The organism is Rhodococcus globerulus (assembly GCF_019334125.1).
Taxonomy (GTDB): Bacteria; Actinomycetota; Actinomycetes; order Mycobacteriales; family Mycobacteriaceae; genus Rhodococcus_F; species Rhodococcus_F globerula.
In genome coordinates this window covers 3,248,477-3,264,109 of sequence record NZ_CP079698.1, presented here as the reverse complement: position 1 = coordinate 3,264,109, position 15,633 = coordinate 3,248,477, and the positions used below count along the sequence as shown (strand labels likewise).

Below are 15,633 nucleotides of genomic sequence, written 5' to 3'. Positions count from 1 at the left end.
TCAAGCCAAAGGCGCTGCTGTCGATTCCGACGGCAGCGCCTTTGCGGTTTTCTGCCGTCCGGGTGCCCAGAATCCGAGGATGACCGCAGACACCCAGATGATCACGGCCAAGGTCAGTGCAGCTTGGTTCATGCCTTCGATGAAGGCTTCGCGGGCGAAGTCCGCCAGTTGATCGCCTTGTGAGCCCGCGCTTTCCGCGATGTGCAGGGCCGCGGCCAAGGAGCCCGAGACCGGTTCCTTGGCCGGCTCGGGCAGCATATCTACAGCAGGTTGAACATGCCGAGCGTACGTCGTGGCCAGGATGCTGCCCGCAAGCGCAACGCCTATCGCAGAACCGATTTCACGGGTGACGTCGTTGATCGCCGACGCGACGCCCTGTTTGGCATCCGGTGTATTGGACACGATTGCAGCGGTAGCGGGTGTGGTGCACAGTCCCAACCCGATGGCCGCGACGATCAGGGGAATGCACACGTCGACGTAGCTCGATCCCAACTCCAACCGGGTCACGAGTGCGATTCCTGTGCCGAGAAGCGCAATTCCCACCGAGGTGAGAATTCGGAGTCCGACGAGCGGGATCAGCAGCGGCGACACGACGGACAGAGCCATGACGGGGACGGCCATCGGAAGAAGTGCGAGTGCTGATTGAAGTGGCGAGTAATCGAGCACGAGTTGCAGGTACTGCACAAGCATGAAGAACATTCCGAATGTGGCGAGGAACTGAAGTACGAGTGACGTTGCGCTACTACCGAATGCACGGTTGGCAAACAGTCCGACATCGAGAAGTGGATGGGCCGAACGCAATTCCACGAAGCTGAATACAACACCCGTGGCGATTCCGCCGATCAGAAGCGCAAGAACCACAGGGTTCAGCCACCCCCGGACGGGTGCTTCGATCATGCCGAGGACAAAAAGGCCGATCGCCGTGGCAATCAGTGCAGTGCCCAGAAAATCGAGTGGAGTTGTCTCCTCGTCCTTCGAGGACGCGATGGTGAACGAGGCCACCAGGATGAGGCCCGAGACGACGGCGAGGCTGATGAATATCGAATGCCACGACCACTTTTCGATCAGGAAACCGGATATCACAAGTCCGGCGATGGCGCCCGAGCCGGCCACGCCGGACCACACGCCGACGGCTCGACTGCGTTGGGTAGCCGGAAAACCGGCCGTGAGCAATGAGAGTGTCGCAGGCATGACAAATGCGGCACCCACTCCCGAGACGACGCGGGAGGCGATGATCCAGGACGGTTCGTCGATGAAGACGGGGATCGCGCTGCCTGCTGCAAAGACGACCAACCCGAACATCAGCAGTTCGCGTCGGCCGTAGCGGTCACCGAGTGCTCCGGCGGCCAGCAGCAGGCAGGCGAGCACGAGCGTGTAGCCGTCGACGATCCAGGTGAGCTGAGTTTGGGTGGCGCCGGTGTCCCGGGCGATGTCGGGGAGTGCGGTGTTGAGTGCGGCCATGGCTGCGACCACCAATGCCACCGCGCAGCACGAGACGGTCAGCATCCAGATCTGCCGCGGCGTCCAGGTGCTCTGTTCGATCTCCGTCTTACTGGTCACGAAGCCTCCCATAGAAACGAGACCATCAGTATCGTTGGGAGAATGCTAGTTCCACAACCCCAGGTTGGGTATAACTGTGGTTGTGACAACGGTTCGCTCTGATCGGCAGGCAGCAGACGAGGATCCGCGCAAACTGCGATCCCGGACTCGATTGCTCGATGCTGCAACAACACTTCTTGCCGAAGGCGGAGTCGACGCGGTGACGATCGACGCCGTCACCAAGCTCGCGAATGTTGCTCGCGCGACGTTGTATCGGCACTTCGACAGCGGCACCGAGCTGGTGGCTGCTGCCTTTGCGCGGCTACTGCCGTCCGTACCGGCACTATCGGGAGAGGGCGATCTGCGAGCGCAGCTGCTCGAGCTTCTCACCAATCAAGCCAAGGCCATCGAGAGCGCTCCCGTGCAGGTCACAGCAATGTGCTGGCTCGGCTTGGGGCCGGATCTGACGGGCTACTCGAGCGCGGCCGCGTTGACCGAGCGCCAACCGGAGATGCGGTCGCTGCGGCAGATGATCATCGAGCAGTACCGGGACGCGTTCGACCGGGTCTTGCGTACGCCCGAGGCCATCGAGGAATTGGGGAAGTACGACTACGACGTTGCGCTCGCGCAGTTGGTCGGTCCGTTGGTGCTCACGAAGTTGGCAACCCTCACCCCGTTGGGGGAATCAGCGTGTGCGCAGATAGTCGACGACTTCCTCGCGGCAAGGCGAGCGTGAGATAGCTGCGGTTCGAGATCTTTAGGGTTCGAGATTTCGTCGTAGTACGTACTGTTCGAGGCGGTCGATGCCACGCACGCGACGCGGCCGGAGGTGGCGGAGCTTGAAATTGGCATCGTCGCTCACTGCGGCAGCCAATTCCGAATCGATCAGGACCGTGCCGGGACGCGCGGAACTGGTGAGACGGGCAGCTTTGTTGACCACCGACCCGTACAGATCGCCGAAACGCACGAGCGTCGGACCCATGGCAAGACCCACGCGCAGTTGTGGATCGTCGTGGTCGGCGAGCACGGCGCTTTGAATCTGCAAGGCGATTTCGGCAGCGTGACGGGGGCTTTCCACAGCGAACATCACCTCGTCACCGACGGTTTTGACGACCCAGCCGAAGTTTCGGCCGATGATTTCGGTTGACGCGGATTCGAAGCGTTCGAGCAAATCGTTCAGCTCGGTGGGATCCAGTCCCCGAGTCAGTGAGGTGTATCCGACGATGTCGGCAAAACCGACGATCAAGATTCGGCTGGAGAATTCTTCTCCGGGATTTCCGACGTTCCGTCCCGTCGACGAAGCGATGTGCCTCTTCCACACGTAGGTCTGGAGCGATTCGACAGCGGGGATGATCTCGGCGCCGAGTCGCAGAATTTGCTTCCGGATCGCCTCGGGATCGTCATCCGCGGACTCCGTCAATTGATCGACGATGTGAGTGCCGATGATCGACACCTGCCATTCGGCGAGACGCGACATCGATTGGCCCAGCGCGCGCGCCGCAGCGACTTCGCTACTGCGCGAGATGATTCCACGATCGACCATGGTGATGATGCCCTGCAACGCATCGGCGTCCTGTTGGGTGAACATGACGGCGTCCGGGTCGTCGTCGACGGCAAATCCCATCGCGACCCACAGGCGATCTGCGCGCTCGCGGGAAACACCCGCGAATTCGGCGATCTGAGACTGCGTGTAACAACGAGGACCGCCAAGGAGGAACTCTTCGACGTCGGACTGAATGCGGCTGAAGGTAGGGGCGTCGAACCCACTTCGCGACAGTGACGCGGATGGTTCGGTGCCCTCGTCGATCGGTGCTGACTCCGAACTGCTCACTGTGCTCCTTGCGTCCCATGTTGCGGTGTTGTCGACACTATCTTTCACGTGCTGCCTGCCGAACAGTACTGAATTCGGCGAACCTGAGCGGCGCTGCGCGGGAACACGTCGGTGCCCTGTGCAAGAGTTGCCCCGAGAAAAGCTCTACCGACACTCTCGAAAGGATTTGCGCATGCCACCCCGTAGACGTTCCGGCGCTACCGCATCAACGCCGGATCACCTCACTGCGGAAAATTTGGCAGCTCTCGCCACGGCAGTCGCCGAAGGCAAACGCGCCACCGTATACCTGCGCGAGGCAACTCCCAGCCTCGGCATCGACGCAGGCACTTCCGCGAAGGTGGTGTCGGTGGACGGAAATACCGTGCTGATCCGCCCCAAGGGCGTGAACGACGAATTGCCCTTCGAGGCAGAGGAATTGCGAATCAACCGCGTCGCGTCGACGCCCCCCAAGCCGGCGCCCCGCCCTAAACCAGTTGTGGAGTCCGAACCGCTCATGGAACCACTCGTCGAAACTCGGCCGAAGCCCCGAACCGTACCGGCAGCAGCCGCTCCGGCCCCTGCGCCCGTTGCGGCTCCCGCGCCTCGTCCGGCGGTCAAGCGTGCCAAGAAACTGCCGCCAGGAGTCAGCGTCACCATCCATGCCGGCGCCGACAACGACTGGAGCGTCACCGTCACTTTGGGAGCCAAGCGGCCGGGCAAAGCGGTTCCGGTGGCACCCGATGCAGTTGAGCGCGCAATCCGCGAACTGGGTGAGCCGACGGCCATCGAAGCTGTCGAATCGATCATCGTGGAGGCGCGCGACGCAGCGGCCGCGAGGGTGGACGAGCTCAGCCGTCAACTCGAAGAAGCACGCAAGATGCTCGAAGCGCTGGGGACCAACGAGTAACTCTCCTGCGTAGGTGCCGAGTATCCGGGGTATGCGATTTGTGCAGCGGGGACTATCTCGGCGGGGAGTGTGTGATGTTGCAGAGAATCATTTCCGTTTTGGCGGCGGTCGTAATTGCACTGGGACTCGGGTTGGTGGTCACAGGGACGGCCGTTGCCGCGGCAACACCCCTCGGCGGGGGCAGCGGCATCATCATCAGCGACGAGACGATATGTACGTTGACAACGATCGGGCGTGACAACGGCGGTCGGCTGGTGGGGATCACTGCAGGTCACTGTGGCGGACCTGGTTCGACGGTTGTTCCGGAGGATGACGAAGGAGCCGGGGTCGTCGGCACCTTCGTCGAGTCCAATTCGGAGCTAGACTACGCCATCATCGAGTTCAATCCGGCAAAAGTGACGCCCGTGCGGACCGTTGACAGTGCCACCATCACGTCAATCGGCCAGCCGGCGAGCTTCCCGGCCATCGCCTGCAAAGAAGGTCGGACAACGGGGCAGACGTGCGGCGTCGTGTGGGGAAATCTGAGCGCCGACGCCCAAACCTGGACGCAGGTGTGTGTTGATCACGGCGATTCCGGAGCCCCTGTCACCGTCGGAACCACATTGGTGGCGATGGTGAACGCCTACCTGTACGTGCCGTGTCTGGGGCCGGAACTCGGCACCAACATGTCCTCGATCATCGCGGATATCAATTCCGATGGAGGCGTCGGTGCCGGGTTCCAGCCGATCTAGATCGGTGCGCTGGCTGGCATCAGCGCGCTATCTGTTCGGGTTCAGCCGCACACTGCTCCACCTGACGCTGATCCCACCAGCTTGGTGTACTTCGCCAGCACACCGCGTGTGTAGCGCGGAGGAAGTGGCTCCCAACCTTCTTTGCGGGCAAGCAGTTCCGAGTCGTCGACAAGCAGTTCCAGCAGTCCGGTACTGACATCGAGCCGGATCTGATCGCCGTCACGAACAAACGCGATGGGACCGCCGTCCACCGCCTCGGGCGCGACGTGCCCGACGCACAGGCCGGTCGTTCCGCCGGAGAATCGCCCGTCGGTCAGCAGCAGGACGTCTTTGCCCAGGCCGGCGCCCTTGATAGCGCCCGTAATGGCCAGCATCTCGCGCATTCCGGGGCCGCCCTTGGGGCCTTCGTATCGGATCACCACAACATCACCGGCAGTGATCGTGCCGTCCTCGAGAGCGTCCATCGCGGCGCGTTCGCGTTCGAAAACTCGTGCAGTGCCGGTGAATACGTCGGATTCGAATCCGGCTGACTTGACGACTGCGCCGCCGGGAGCCAACGAGCCCTTGAGGATCGTGATGCCGCCGGTCGGGTGAATGGGCTTGTTCATCGCCCGTAGAACCTTGCCGTCCGGATCGGGCGGGGTGATGTGCGCCAGATTCTCCGCCACGGTCTTGCCGGTAACGGTCAGGCAATCGCCGTGCATGAGACCGGCGTCGAGCAACGCCTTCATGATGACGGGAACTCCGCCGATGCGGTCGACGTCGGTCATGACGTGTTTTCCGAAAGGCTTCACGTCGGCGAGGTGCGGAACCTTGGCTCCGACACGAGCAAAATCGTCGAGTGTCAGAGGGACATACGCTTCGTGAGCGATCGCGAGGAGATGGAGCACCGCATTGGTGGAACCACCAAATGCCATGACAACCGCTATAGCGTTCTCGAATGCTTCCTTGGTGAGGATGTCGCGGGTGGTGATTCCCCGACGGAGGAGTTCGACGACGGCTTTGCCGCTCTCGCGCGCGAATCCGTCGCGTCGTCGGTCGGGTGCAGGCGGCGACGCGCTACCAGGAAGGGACATACCCATGGCCTCCGCAGCACTGGCCATGGTGTTTGCGGTGTACATGCCGCCGCATGCACCCTCGCCGGGGCAGATGGCGCGCTCGATGGTGTCGACGTCTTCGCGGCTCATCAGCCCGCGGGCACACGCTCCTACGGCTTCGAAGGCGTCGATGACGGTGACTTCGCGTTCAGTGCCGTCGGACAGCTTTGCGACGCCAGGCAACGTGGAACCGGCGTAGAGGAACACGCTGGCGAGGTCGAGGCGAGCAGCCGCCATCAACATGCCAGGTAGTGACTTGTCGCAGCCGGCAAGGAGGACGGAACCGTCGAGGCGCTCGGCTTGCATGACGGTTTCCACGCTGTCCGCGATGACTTCACGGGAGACGAGGGAGAAGTGCATACCCTCGTGACCCATCGAAATGCCGTCGGACACGGAGATTGTGCCGAATTCGAGGGGGAACCCACCGCCCTCCCGGACACCTTCCTTGACGGCTTTGGCAAGGCGGTCGAGGGACAGGTTGCACGGGGTGATCTCGTTCCAGGAGGACGCGACGCCGATCTGGGACTTGACCCAGTCGTCGTCACCCATTCCTACTGCTCGCAACATGCCTCGCGCTGCGGTCTTTTCCAGTCCGTCGGTGACGTCACGACTTCTGGGCTTGATGTCGGGTTCGGTCATTTGCCAAGCATAGGCTCCACCTGTGCGCCTTTCTGGTAGCCGGCACTACCGAAAAGGCGCACAGGCGAAGCCTGGGTGAACATTCCGAAGCTCTCTTGAACATCTGTTCAGATGCAGATTCACTCCTAGCGTGCACACGAATGCCTTTGATCGAATAACCAGACGTGGCCTCCTGCAGAGCTCGGCAGCACTTGCCGGTGCGGTGGGCCTCGGTGTCGCCTCGGCGAACCGTGCGAGTGCCGCGGTGCCCGTCGGCTTCAACCACGGAGTTGCGTCCGGCGACCCACTGCCGGACGCCGTCATCATCTGGACGCGCATCACGCCGACGGCCGACGCGACCCCGGGTTCGGGGATCGGGCCGGCAGTGACGCTGAACTGGCACGTCGCGACCGATGAGGGGTTCGCGACTGTCGTGGCGTCGGGAAGTGTTGTGGCTTCGGCAGATTCGGATCACACTGCCAAAGTTGATGTGACGGGACTCGATTCCTCCACTACGTACTGGTACCGATTCACCACCGGTTCGGTAGTTTCGCCCGTCGGCCGCACACGCACCGCTCCGTCGAATTCGGCAGATCTCGAACGGATGCGCTTCGGTGTTGTCTCCTGCTCCAACTGGGAGGCCGGGTATTTCGGTGCCTACCGCCATCTCGGGTTCAGGGAGGATCTCGATGCGATCATCCACCTGGGCGATTACATCTACGAATACGGTCAGGGGGAATACGGCGCGAGAAACGGATCGGTACGGCTGCACGAACCGGCACACGAGATCATTTCCCTGGCCGACTACCGAATCCGGCACGCGCAGTACAAGACCGACCCGGACCTTGCTGCTCTGCATCTGAAACTGCCGTTCATCACCACGTGGGACGATCACGAATCGGCGGACAATGCGTTCCGGGACGGCGCCGAAAACCATACTTCCGGTGTCGAAGGCGATTGGGCGGATCGAAAGGCCAACTCGGCCAAGGCCTATTTCGAGTGGATGCCGGTTCGGCCCTCTGGCAGTGGTTCGAGCGTTCAACTGTACCGGCGGTTCCGCTTCGGGAACCTGGCCGAAATCTCGATGCTGGATTTGCGCACGTACCGCGACGAGCAGCCCACATTGCGTCAGGTCGACGACCCGAATCGCACCATTACCGGACGTGCGCAAATGGATTGGCTCACCAGCGGCATCGTCAGCTCGCCGGCGCAATGGAAGATCGTCGGCAATCCCGTCATGATCACCCCGTGTGTGTTTCCGCCGCTCGAACCCGCTACTACCGCAGCGCTGACCGAACTGGTGGGAATCCCGCAGGCCGGGTTCCCGTACAACACCGATCAGTGGGACGGCTACACCGCCGACCGCACACGACTGTTCGACGCCATCACGTCGAACAACGTTGACAACACAGTCTTCATCACCGGTGACATTCACACGTCGTGGGCGTGTGACCTGCCCACTAACGCCGCCAACTATCCGGGTGGACCGACCGTCGGAGCAGAGTTCGTTGTTCCGTCGGTGACCTCTCCCAACATCGACGACATGTTGAAAGTGCCGCCGCGCACCGCATCCGTTGCGGCAGAAGAAGCGTTCAAGACGGTCAATCGCCACGTTCGGTACGTCGAATTGGATTCGCACGGCTACGGCGTATTCGACATCGCCCGCGACGGTACCCAGATGGATTGGTACTTCGTCGACAACGTCACCGATCCACAGAGCAACGCCCACTACGCAACCAGCTACCGCCTGCCTGCCGGTGCGGGTGCCAGGGTAGCTCCGTCCTTCAGTCCGCTCGACCCGAACTCGTACCGACCAGGAGTCAACCAGTGAGCCTCGAACTCTCGCGCCGCAACGTCTTGATCGGCGGAAGTGTGCTTGCCGGAACAGCTTTGCTCGGTGCACCCGCGCACGCGGGTGTGCCTATCGGTGGCGGTCTGCCCGATGTCGACGTCTACGTCGTCGTTGTCGACGGTATGCGCCCGGACGAACTGCGAGCAGATCTCACTCCGATGCTGACCGGCCTGGCCGCGGGCGGTGTCCACTACCCGAATGCCACCGCGATCAACATCGCCGAGACGCTTCCCAACCACACGGCGATGATGACGGGTGTGTACCCCGTGCGTTCGGGTGTGCCGGCCAATTCCGTCTACGACCCGGCAATCGACAGGAAGCGCGACCTCGATCAGGCCTCGGATCTGCAGACGTCGACGGTCCTCGACCGCGCGCGCACCGAACTCGGGTTGACCACTGCGAGTGTGCTGTCCAAGCAATACCTGCACGGACTGTTCGGTGATCGTGCATCCGTCGTCTGGGATCCGCAACCGCTGCTTCCCGGCACCGAGCACGCCCCGGACAACTTCACGATCGACGCGTTGATCCGGATCGTCGGCGAGAGCTCACCGCGGTTGTCGTTCACCAACCTCGGCGACGTGGACCGTGTTGGTCACCTTGATCTTTCGGGGCCGTCGATTCGGATCGCGCGTACCGCCGCACTGCAGAACACCGACAATCAGGTACGACGCTTTGTCGATTTCCTTCACAGCACCGGACGGTGGAATCGGAGCGTCCTCATCGTGCTGGCCGATCACTCGATGGACTGGTCGGAGCCGACGCGCCTTATCGGGCTGGATCGTCCACTCAACGCAGATCCGTTGTTGGCAGGGAAGATCCGCATCGCGCAGAACGGTGGCGCCGATCTGATCTACTTCGTAGGACCGGATCAGGAACGGGCCGAGGCTGTTCGACGTATTCAGGAAATTGTCTCGGGCGTTGACGGCGTCGAATCGAGCCATCTGCCGGCGGAATTCAATCTCGGTGACAATGCCGGTGACGTTGTTGCGTTCTGCGCACAGGGGTGGCGGTTCAGTGATCCGACACCGCTGTCCAACCCGATCCCTGGCAATCACGGCCACTCCGTGACACTGCCGATTCCGTTCTTCCTCAGTGGTGGGCATCCTGGCCTCGACGGCGGCCGCCGCGTCGACACCCCCGTGCGCACGATCGACGTGGCGCCGACAGTGGCGGCACTCCTGGGTCTTCCGGCACCGACTGGCGGGTGGGACGGTGCCGCTCGCACGGCGGGTGTCGCGGTAGGTGTCTAGCGGCGGTCAGTAGCATGACGAGGTGACGATCAACCGCAGTCGCAAAGCCCGATACGCGCGCAAACGCAAGCGCCGGATGGATAGCACGACACACGACCTCAGCACCGAGCAGTGGGCCGCGCTCAGATCCTCGTGGGGTGGGTGCGCCTACTGCGGCGCGCAAGACGTACCGCTGCAACGTGATTGTGTTCTCGCGATCTCGCGGGGAGGCCGTTACACCCTCGACAACATTGCGCCGGCCTGCGCGTCGTGCAACGCCAGCAAATGCAACAGCGAAGTCACACTCTGGTTGCGTCGCAAAGGGTACGACGAGAAGTCGTTCCTACTCCGTCACGCCGAGATCGGTATCGATCTGAGAGGGCGTTTCTCGGAGGCAGATCTCCTTTAGCGCGTCTCCTTCAGCGCGGATCACGGCCGGTCAGTGCCATCAACTTGTCCTGCAGAGGCGAGTCCTCGGGAATCTCGACCGGGGCGGCAAACAAACCGCTTTCGGCCAGCATGTCGCGTTGACCGTCGAGATCGGACCAGACGGCTTCGACGAGCGTCGGGTCCAATCGGTCGTCCGCACCAACTGCCCGTGCCAGATCCCACGCGTGAATGGTGACGTCAGACGTCTGCTGACGCAGATACGGCTCCATGTTCACCGTGCCGTAGGACAGATGAACCTGCGTATCGAGATTTGTCGATTTCCAGGCGTTGATCGCGGCTTCGGAGTACTTCTGCCATTCGGTCCACAGGTCGTCACCAACCGGAACGATGTCCGGCGTCGCTTCGCCCACGGTGAGCCCGGACAGCAGCGGAGGCACCCACTGTTGTTCCTCGATCACATGACGAACCAGGTGTTCCACCTGCCAGTCGGAATCGGGGGTAGGCACATTCCAGTCCTCGACCTGAGCGAGTCGCGAACCGAATTCGCGGTGGGCAGTGAGCACGAGTTCGAGCCAGTCAAATTCCACACTGGAGGGTAACCCGATCTTGGCGGGCTCAATCGTGGTTTTCGTTTTTGCTGTCGGAGGTGATGGCTAGTCTTCACGAGTATGAGCGAAGTAGTGTCTCCGGCCGCGGCGCGTCGCATCGCGCTTGCAGCTCAGGGGTTTGGAAAAGCGCATCCTGCAGCCGTGACACGACGCAATTTGATCGGGGTAATGGACCGATTGCAGGTGCTCCAGATCGATTCGGTCAACGTATTCGAGCGCAGTCATTATCTGCCGATCTATGCACGAATGGGTGCGTACGACAAGTCGAGACTCGACCAGCTCGCCTTTGCACCAGGATCGGGATACCTCGAATACTGGGGCCACGAGGCGACATTCCTGCCCGTCGACATGTGGCCGCTGTTCCGTTGGCGAATGGATCAGTTTCGGGCCAAGGCCCTCGCAGACAAGAACGGATGGGCGTCCGATCGGCTCGACTTTCTCGAGTGGTTGCGCAGCGAATTGCGGGACAACGGGCCGATGGCGGCGAGCGAGGTCGAGCACGACGCGAACACGCGGCGCGGACCCTGGTGGGGGTGGTCCGACGTGAAGGTCGGCCTGGAGACCCTGTTCCGGTGGGGCGAGGTGGTATCGGCAGGTCGAGCGGGGTTCGAACGTCGCTACGCACTCGCCGAGAACATACTGCCGCCGGCGATACTCGACGTCAGGGTGGAGCGGCCGGACGCGATCCGTGAGCTTGTGCTGCGCGGAGTGCGGGCACACGGACTGGGCACTCTCGACGATATCGCCGACTACTTTCGACTCCCCAGCGCCGAGACACGAGTTGCACTGCGAGAGCTCGAAGACGCCGGCAGCGTGCGCCCCGCCTCCGTCGAAGGTTGGGAGCGTCGAGGAAAGCCGCGGGAGGTATGGATCGATCCTCAGGCGAAGCGGCCAAGGGCAATTCGGGCCGACGCTCTGTTGTCTCCCTTCGATCCGGTCGTATGGGCGCGTGATCGAGCGTTGCGGCTCTTCGACTTTCACTACCGGATCGAGATCTACACTCCCGCCCACAAGCGGGTCCACGGTTACTATGTCCTGCCGGTGCTGATCGACGACAAGATCTGTGCGCGAGTCGATCTCAAGAATGACCGTCAGAACCGTCAACTGCTCGTGCGCTCCGCCTGGGCAGAACCCGACGCCGACGCAGATACTGCACCGCGCCTGGCGGCGCTGCTCCGGCGAACCGCACTCTGGCAGGGCTGCGAGACCGTCGTGGTGGAGAACAAGGGAACGATGGCGGCGGAGTTGGCGGACGCGATGAGAGCTGTGCCCGACGCAGCCTTAACGCACTGAGTGCGCCTCCCCTGATGTCGGGGGAGACGCACTCGGTGATTGCTACGTGATTCAGCGAAGAGCAGCCAGCGCGTCGATGCGCTTGACGGCGTCTTCCATGATGCTGTCGATCAGTTCCTTGCAGCTCGGCAGATCGTTGATCATGCCGACAACCTGACCCGACGCCAGCACACCGGCTTCGGTGTTACCTTCCACCAGACCGGCTTTGAGCAACATCGGGGTGTTGGCAGCCATGATGATCTGCATGATGGTGCGGTCGCCGGATCGCTTCATCGCGATTCCGTCCTTGGCGAGCGTTGACCACTTCATGCCGGTCATAGCCTTGAACTTCATGGCGTTCTTGGCGGCAGCAATCAAACCGGTTGCGTAGCTGGAACCTTCGAGGCTGTTGACCAGGTCGGTGTTGAGCACGCGGTGCGGCATGCCGTCGACCTTGCGTGAAACGGTCGTATCCGTCAGTCCGCGCTTGAGATATTCCTGCTTGACGGAATCCGGTACCGAGGAATCGCTCGTAAGCAGGAAACGCGTGCCCATCGCCACGCCGGCAGCACCGTACGCGAGTGCAGCCGTCAGGCCGCGGCCGTCGAAGAAACCGCCACCGGCGATAACCGGAATGTCGACGGCGTCGAGGACCGAGGGGAGCAGAAGGGTTGTTGCCACACCGCCGGTGTGACCGCCACCCTCGCCGCCCTGGACGACGACGGCGTCCGCGCCCCAGGATGCAACCTTCACGGCGTGCTTCGCCGCACCGATGGACGGAACGACAACGATGCCGTTGTCCTTGAGCTTGGAGATCAGATCCTTCTTGGGAGCCAAGGCAAAAGAGGCAACCTTGACACCTTCGCGGATGAGCAGATCGATACGCTGCTTCGCGTCGGTGGCGTCGGCGCGCATGTTGACGCCGAAGGGCTTGTTCGTGAGCTGCTTCGTCTTCTTGATCGCGTGCTCGAGCTCGTCGTACGTCATCGTGGCCGAAGCCAGGATGCCCAGACCACCGGCGTTAGCCGTCGCCGACGTGAGAGCGGGACCGGAAACCCAGCCCATGCCTGTCTGCACGATCGGGTAGTCCACGCCGACCAGTTCGGTCAGCGCAGTCTTGAGGGTGGGGGTCATGCCGAGACCTCACGGTCCCGCAGGTTGCGCGGGTCGAGGGTCTCGCGAATGAGGTGGAGCTCTTCTACTGTGGGTTCGCGGGTGACGCCTGCCTCGGCGAGTCCGGCAACCTCGAACGAGGTGTTCTCGGCAACCTCTTCGGCCGTGACGCCGGGGTGAAGGCTCAACGCGCGGAAGGTGTTTCCCGGTCCGCCGAAGTCGAAGACACCGAGATTGGTGACAACGCGGGGGATGTTGAGGTACTTGTATGCCGGGTTCTCGGGATCGATCTGGTCGTAGCCGACGCCGCACACCACGTCGACCTTGTCGACGAACACTCGCTTGGAGTGCTTGGGGACGAAGTAGCTCGTGGCGTGGTTGATCGTGTTACCCGGAGCGCCGCGCACACCGAACATCTGACGCGACGGCTGCTGAAGCGGGCCGAACGCGGAGAGGTTCTGGTTACCGTGGCGGTCGAGCTGGTTTGCGCCCATGACCACGTGGCGACGACCGGAAGCGACCACGTCGAACACCTTGCGGAACGGCATCCATCCTTCGATGGGGCCCTTCGTTCCCACTGCCGGGGTGTCCTCGAGGATGAGGGCTTCGCCGTCGGTGATCAGGAGATCGGGTTCGGTGGTCAGGCGGGCAAGGCGAGCGCCGATGGTCGATGACGTCGACATCGGGCTGGCCATGATTTCACCTGCGCCGGAGAAGATTTCGGCGCAAGCCAGGACTACGTACTCTGCGCGGGTGACGGTGGATTCGCTCATGACGCCTGCTCCTCTGCAAACTTCTTTACTGCGGCCTGGTAGTCCTCTTCGCTGCCGGAGAGGAAGGTGTCGACAAATGCCTGCCACGACTCGGGGGTCTTTGCGGCTTCGGCGTAGTGACGCTGGAACTTCTCGTCGCGGCCGTAGCTTTCGCCGGCGAGGGTGAAGTGAGCACCGTTCGGGGCTTCGACGACGCCGTCGACCATCATGCGGTTGATCAGAAGATTCTGCAGCGGAACGGATTTGACCAGTTCCTCGGTTTCGACGATGCGCTCCACCGAGACGTAACGCTTCTCCGCTGCCATGCAGTACAGGTCGTCGAAGTACGGGTCGACGCCGTTGTACGCGGCATTGCCGTGCTTGTCACCGAGGTTGAGGTGAACGAACGACGCGTCGAGGTTGAGCGCGGGCATCGCGATCAGGGTCTCGGAGCGGCCGTCGGCCTCGGGGTACGGGGAGGTGACGGTCTTGAGTTCGTCGCCCCAGAAGTTACGGACATCGGATCCCAGGCCTGCGCGGATCGGCAGGAAGGGGAGACGGGCAGCTGCAGCTTCGAGGCCGCACTTGACCATTCCCTCGTCCATTTCGCGGGACTCGATCTCACCGTTGGTGCGTGCCTTGGCAAACCACGGATCGTAGAACGGAGCCGAGTCCAGGGACACGAAGCCGTAGTACGCCTTCTTGACCTTGCCGGCCGAGCACAGCAGGCCGAGATCCGGTCCACCGTACGTGACGACCGTGAGGTCTTTGATGTCCGAACGCAGGATCGCGCGCACGAAAGCCATCGGCTTACGGCGAGATCCCCAGCCGCCCAATCCGATGGTCATTCCGGAGCGAAGCTCGCCGACAACCTCGTCGAGCGACATTGTCTTGTCACGCTTGCTAGCCATGATGTCTCAGCCTTCCTTCTGGGTTGCGTTCTCACGCGGCTTGCCGGTTGCGACGAACTCGTCGCGATGCTCGTCGGACACACCGAGCAGGTTGAGCTCGAAGGTGTATCCCTGCTCGAGGCGGTAGCTGCTCTTGACGTCGACGGGGTCGATGCCGTTGATGGCTTCCTTCGCGCACCGGATGATGCGGGTGTCCTTGGCGGCGATCTTGGCGGCGATCTCGCGGGCGCAATCGTCGAGCTTCTCGCGCGGGACGACGTCGTAGACGCTGCCGAACTGCTTGAGTGTGTGGGCGTCGACGCTCTGCGCCGTGTAGTACAGCGTGCGCATCATGTGCTGCGGCACCAGGCGAGCGAGGTGCGTGGCTGCGCCGAGTGCACCGCGGTCGACCTCGGGGAGGGAGAAGATCGCGTCGTCGGACGCGACGATGACGTCAGCGTTGCCGACCAGACCGATGCCGCCGCCGACGCAGAATCCGTTGACTGCCACGACGACCGGAACGGCGCAGTCGTAGACCGCGGCAAAAGCAGCAGCGCAACCGCGGTTGGCAGCAACCAGAGCGTCGTAGCCGTCGGTGGCCTGCATCTCCTTGATGTCGACGCCGGCGTTGAAACCACGGCCTTCGGCTCGCAGGATCACGACGTGGGTATTGAGGTCCTTACCTGCGGCGAGGATCGCGTCGGCGAGATCGAACCATCCCTGCGACGGGATTGCATTGACCGGTGCGTAGTCGATGGTGACCGTGGTGATGCCGGTCCCGTCGGAGGAGGTGCTGATGCCCATAGCGGGTTTCCTTACGTCTGT

The 15,633-nt window shown here is 62.5% G+C and carries 15 protein-coding genes; 7 read left to right on the top strand and 8 right to left on the bottom strand.

Annotated features, from left to right (window positions below; all coding sequences use genetic code 11):
* A complete protein-coding gene (locus KYT97_RS14720; protein WP_033236647.1) occupies positions 1–1,572 on the bottom strand; it encodes an MFS transporter in 1,572 nt (523 codons plus the stop codon).
* Positions 1,573–1,642: 70 nt separating this feature from the next.
* Between KYT97_RS14720 and KYT97_RS14715 the strand changes: the two genes are divergently transcribed.
* Positions 1,643–2,275 carry a TetR/AcrR family transcriptional regulator gene (locus KYT97_RS14715; RefSeq protein ID WP_116104794.1) on the top strand — a complete coding sequence of 211 codons (633 nt, stop codon included), beginning with the start codon at positions 1,643–1,645 and terminating at the stop codon, positions 2,273–2,275.
* A 21-nt stretch (positions 2,276–2,296) separates the two neighbouring features.
* On the opposite strand, the gene KYT97_RS14710 is transcribed toward KYT97_RS14715, so the two are convergent.
* Entirely contained in the window at positions 2,297–3,346 is a 1,050-nt protein-coding gene (locus KYT97_RS14710; RefSeq protein WP_371851348.1) for an adenylate/guanylate cyclase domain-containing protein, read from the bottom strand.
* Between the two features lie 196 nt (positions 3,347–3,542).
* On the opposite strand from KYT97_RS14710, the gene KYT97_RS14705 reads away from it, so the two are divergent.
* Positions 3,543–4,256 carry a DUF6319 family protein gene (locus KYT97_RS14705; protein ID WP_033236649.1) on the top strand — a complete coding sequence of 238 codons (714 nt, stop codon included), beginning with the start codon at positions 3,543–3,545 and terminating at the stop codon, positions 4,254–4,256.
* Between the two features lie 74 nt (positions 4,257–4,330).
* Positions 4,331–4,987, top strand: a complete 657-nt coding sequence (locus tag KYT97_RS14700; RefSeq protein WP_045064893.1) for a chymotrypsin family serine protease — start codon at positions 4,331–4,333, stop codon at positions 4,985–4,987.
* 41 nt (positions 4,988–5,028) lie between these two features.
* Here KYT97_RS14700 and ilvD read toward each other — a convergent pair whose 3' ends face one another.
* Entirely contained in the window at positions 5,029–6,723 is a 1,695-nt protein-coding gene (gene ilvD / locus KYT97_RS14695; protein WP_033236651.1) for a dihydroxy-acid dehydratase, read from the bottom strand.
* Between the two features lie 130 nt (positions 6,724–6,853).
* On the opposite strand from ilvD, the gene KYT97_RS14690 reads away from it, so the two are divergent.
* Genes KYT97_RS14690 through KYT97_RS14680 form a run of 3 tightly spaced genes read left to right on the top strand, consistent with a single transcriptional unit; the run spans position 6,854 to position 10,192 of the window.
* Positions 6,854–8,533 carry an alkaline phosphatase D family protein gene (locus KYT97_RS14690; RefSeq protein ID WP_219112693.1) on the top strand — a complete coding sequence of 560 codons (1,680 nt, stop codon included), beginning with the start codon at positions 6,854–6,856 and terminating at the stop codon, positions 8,531–8,533.
* Entirely contained in the window at positions 8,530–9,804 is a 1,275-nt protein-coding gene (locus KYT97_RS14685) for an alkaline phosphatase family protein (RefSeq protein WP_219112691.1), read from the top strand. The genes KYT97_RS14690 and KYT97_RS14685 overlap by 4 nt, the downstream gene beginning before the upstream one ends.
* 22 nt (positions 9,805–9,826) lie before the next feature.
* On the top strand, positions 9,827–10,192 hold the full coding sequence (locus KYT97_RS14680; protein ID WP_233366212.1) for an HNH endonuclease: 366 nt from the start codon (positions 9,827–9,829) through the stop codon (positions 10,190–10,192).
* A gap of 10 nt (positions 10,193–10,202) precedes the next feature.
* Here the strand turns inward: KYT97_RS14680 and KYT97_RS14675 are convergent, their stop codons facing one another.
* A complete protein-coding gene (locus KYT97_RS14675; protein ID WP_141485129.1) occupies positions 10,203–10,760 on the bottom strand; it encodes a TIGR03086 family metal-binding protein in 558 nt (185 codons plus the stop codon).
* Positions 10,761–10,841: 81 nt separating this feature from the next.
* Here KYT97_RS14675 and KYT97_RS14670 point away from each other — a divergent pair, with 81 nt between their 5' ends.
* Positions 10,842–12,074: a winged helix-turn-helix domain-containing protein gene (locus KYT97_RS14670; RefSeq protein WP_219112689.1), complete on the top strand. Its 1,233-nt coding sequence runs from the start codon at positions 10,842–10,844 to the stop codon at positions 12,072–12,074.
* A 51-nt stretch (positions 12,075–12,125) separates the two neighbouring features.
* On the opposite strand, the gene KYT97_RS14665 is transcribed toward KYT97_RS14670, so the two are convergent.
* From KYT97_RS14665 to echA20, 4 genes are read right to left on the bottom strand one after another with little or no spacing between them, the layout of a single operon-like run.
* Positions 12,126–13,187, bottom strand: coding sequence for an NAD(P)H-dependent flavin oxidoreductase (locus tag KYT97_RS14665; RefSeq protein WP_033236657.1), 1,062 nt, complete (start codon positions 13,185–13,187; stop codon positions 12,126–12,128).
* Positions 13,184–13,939: a CoA-transferase subunit beta gene (locus KYT97_RS14660; protein ID WP_033236658.1), complete on the bottom strand. Its 756-nt coding sequence runs from the start codon at positions 13,937–13,939 to the stop codon at positions 13,184–13,186. Before KYT97_RS14660 ends, KYT97_RS14665 begins: the two co-directional genes overlap by 4 nt.
* The gene (ipdA, locus tag KYT97_RS14655) at positions 13,936–14,829 is read right to left on the bottom strand and encodes a cholesterol ring-cleaving hydrolase subunit IpdA (protein WP_033236659.1); all 894 of its coding nucleotides are present in this window, start codon (positions 14,827–14,829) and stop codon (positions 13,936–13,938) included. Before ipdA ends, KYT97_RS14660 begins: the two co-directional genes overlap by 4 nt.
* A 6-nt stretch (positions 14,830–14,835) precedes the next feature.
* Positions 14,836–15,612, bottom strand: coding sequence for a (7aS)-7a-methyl-1,5-dioxo-2,3,5,6,7,7a-hexahydro-1H-indene-carboxyl-CoA hydrolase (echA20, locus tag KYT97_RS14650; RefSeq protein WP_033236660.1), 777 nt, complete (start codon positions 15,610–15,612; stop codon positions 14,836–14,838).
* Positions 15,613–15,633 lie beyond the last annotated feature (21 nt).